The following is a 2,484-nucleotide window of genomic DNA, read 5'->3' as shown; positions in this document are numbered from 1 at the left end:
GTAAGCGGTGTTCTTAGGCCACAGCCTTGAGCTCGAGCTTGTTGATGTAGACCCAAGGCAGGAGATCGTCGATCTGGCTGTTGGGGTGGCCGTTGACGATCCTGGTGAGGACATCGGCGAGATAGCCGAGCGGTTCGACACCATTGAGCTTGCAGGTCTCGATCAGCGAGGCGATGACTGCCCAGTGTTCGGCGCCGCCATCAGAGCCTGCGAAGAGCGCGTTCTTGCGGTTGAGCGCGATCGGACGGATCGAGCGTTCGACGGTGTTGCTGTCGATCTCGATGCGGCCGTCGTCAAGGAAGCGCGAGAGGCCTTCCCAGCGCGAGAGCGTGTAGCGGATCGCCTCGGCGAGCTTTGTCTTCTGGCTGATCAGCCCGAGCTTTTCGCGAAGCCATGGTTCGAGTTTGACGACGATCGGGCGGCTCCTGTCCTGGCGCACGACACGGCGCTGCTCGGCCGATCGTCGACGGACGTCGTCTTCGACGCGATAGAGTTCCGCGATCCGTCTCAGCGCCTCGCTGGCGATTGGCGCGGGACCGGCCGCGGCGAGCTCGTAGAAGCGCCGGCGCACATGTGCCCAGCAGAAGGCGAGCGTCACGCCGCTCTTGTCGGCGAGCACGCGATAGCCGCCATAGCCGTCGACCTGCAGGATTCCGGCAAAGCCCACCAGATGAGCGATCGGACGCTCGGCCTTCCGATCCGGCGCATAGACACAGGCGACGCCCGGCGGGTCGCTCCCCTCCCATGGTCGGTCATCGCGGGCATAGGCCAGAGTTGACCTGTCTTGGTCTTGCCGCGGCCGGGATCGAGCACTGGCGCGGTCGTCTCGTCGGCGAAGAGTTTTGGCGAGGACTTCAGCTTGCCAAGCAGCCGCTCATGCACCGGACGCAGATGCCAGGCGGCGCGGCCGACCCAGTCGGCGAGCGTGGACCGGTCGAGATTGATGCGCTGCCGGGCATAGATCTGCGCCTGACGATAGAGCGGCAGGTGGTCAGCATATTTTGAGACCAGCACCTGGGCGACCGTCGCCTCGGTCGGCAGGCCGCCCTCGATCAGCCGGGCGGGCGCCGGAGCCTGAACCACTACATCCTCACAGGCGCGGCAGGCATATTTGGGCCGGCGCACGACGATCACGCGCAGCTGCGCCGGAACGATGTCGAGCCGCTCGCTCATGTCCTCGCCGATCCGATGCAAGCCATTGCGGCAGCACGGGCAGGCATGATCCTCGATGTCGACGACCATCTCCACGCGCGGCAGATGGGGTGGCAGCCCGCCGCGGTTCGCCCTGCGCTTGGCGACAGGCGCCTGACGTTCGCCAAGAGCGGTCTGTGCCTGCTCTTCGTCACCGGCGGCCTCGATCTGTTCGGCCTCTTCGAGCCCCAGCAGCAATTGATCCTCGGGGAGCGTCTCGGCACGCCGGCCGAAGCGATGACGCTGCAATTCCTTGATGATCTGAATCAGACGGGCATTCTCGACGTCGCGCGCCAGGACCATCGCCTTCAGCGCATCCGGATCGTCGGGAAGCTGGTCAGCCGTCATCGCCATGAGCGGATCAGACCATATTCGCCGACAGTCCGCGACAGCGGAATCCAGGCTGGTTCACTTCGTCGCGGGTCAGCCCGCCTGGGCTGGAACGCGAGTCCGGCGCGCCTCGTGGACTCGCCGCCAGTCGAGACCTTCGAGCAGCGCCGACAGTTGCGCGGCCGTCAGCCGCATCATGCCGTCATGCACTTTCGGCCAGCGGACTCCCCATCCTCCAAACGCTTGGCATAGAGGCAAACCCCGGTGCCATCCCAGAAGATCAGCTTGATCCGGTCAGTCCGCTTGGCCCGAAAGACATAGACCGCCCCATTGAACGGGTCAGCGCCCATGGTCTCGCGCACAAGTGCGGCCAATCCCTCCGCACCCTTGCGGAAGTCCACCGGCTTCGTCGCCACCATGACCTTGACCGCACCCGTCGGCCCGATCACGACGCGCCTTCAGCGCGCGGATCACTGCGGCCACCGTCTTGGTATCGGCGCCCCGGCCGACGCGCATCGAGATGCCGTCGATCTCAAGCTCGATCATGCCGGCACCTCGGGTGGCTTGCCGTTTCCGCTGCTTCGGTGAACGGCTGGCTACAGGTTCCGCCGCCGCCAAAACCGCCGGCACAAAGGCAGGAGAATCTTGCTGCACCGAAGTGGCCTGTTTGCGCGCTTCGCGGCGCCAGGCGAAGACCTGCTGCGGCCTAAGGCCATACCGACGGGCTACCTCGGAAATGACTGCGTTCGGCTCCAGCGTCTCCGCGATGATCCGCGCCTCGTCATCCACCGACCAGTGACGCCGACCGTCGGCACCGTTGATCACCTCGAAACGCCGAAGCTGCCGCTCCGCGTCAAGCGTAAGGTCAAGTCCAGACACAAGCCGATCTCCGATCCCAATACAGGATCGGCAACCTCACAGATCGCGACCACTCCCGAAAGGTGGTCCGGAAACACCGCTTAC

The 2,484-nt window shown here is 65.1% G+C and carries 2 protein-coding genes and 2 pseudogenes; 1 reads left to right on the top strand and 3 read right to left on the bottom strand.

The annotated features are described in order from the left end of the window. Positions 1 to 13: 13 nt before the first annotated feature. From tnpC to AC0L2C_RS33970, 3 genes and pseudogenes are all read right to left on the bottom strand, one after another. A pseudogene (gene tnpC / locus AC0L2C_RS33980) lies at positions 14 to 1,545 on the bottom strand (IS66 family transposase). A gap of 69 nt (positions 1,546 to 1,614) precedes the next feature. Then, positions 1,615 to 1,970 (bottom strand): annotated as a pseudogene (gene tnpB, locus AC0L2C_RS33975) (IS66 family insertion sequence element accessory protein TnpB). Further along, positions 1,861 to 2,277 (bottom strand): transposase, encoded by a 417-nt coding sequence (locus AC0L2C_RS33970; protein ID WP_473525504.1) that lies wholly within the window; start codon positions 2,275 to 2,277, stop codon positions 1,861 to 1,863. Before AC0L2C_RS33970 ends, tnpB begins: the two are co-directional and overlap by 110 nt. Between AC0L2C_RS33970 and AC0L2C_RS33965 the strand changes: the two genes are divergently transcribed. After that, on the top strand, positions 2,167 to 2,484 hold a 318-nt coding region (locus tag AC0L2C_RS33965), incomplete at its 3' end, for a hypothetical protein (protein ID WP_473525505.1). The genes AC0L2C_RS33970 and AC0L2C_RS33965 overlap by 111 nt on opposite strands.

The sequence above is a fragment of the Mesorhizobium sp. WSM4845 genome, assembly GCF_055811455.1.
Note: the sequence above shows the minus strand (reverse complement) of the source record. Positions and strands in the feature narration are given on the sequence as shown.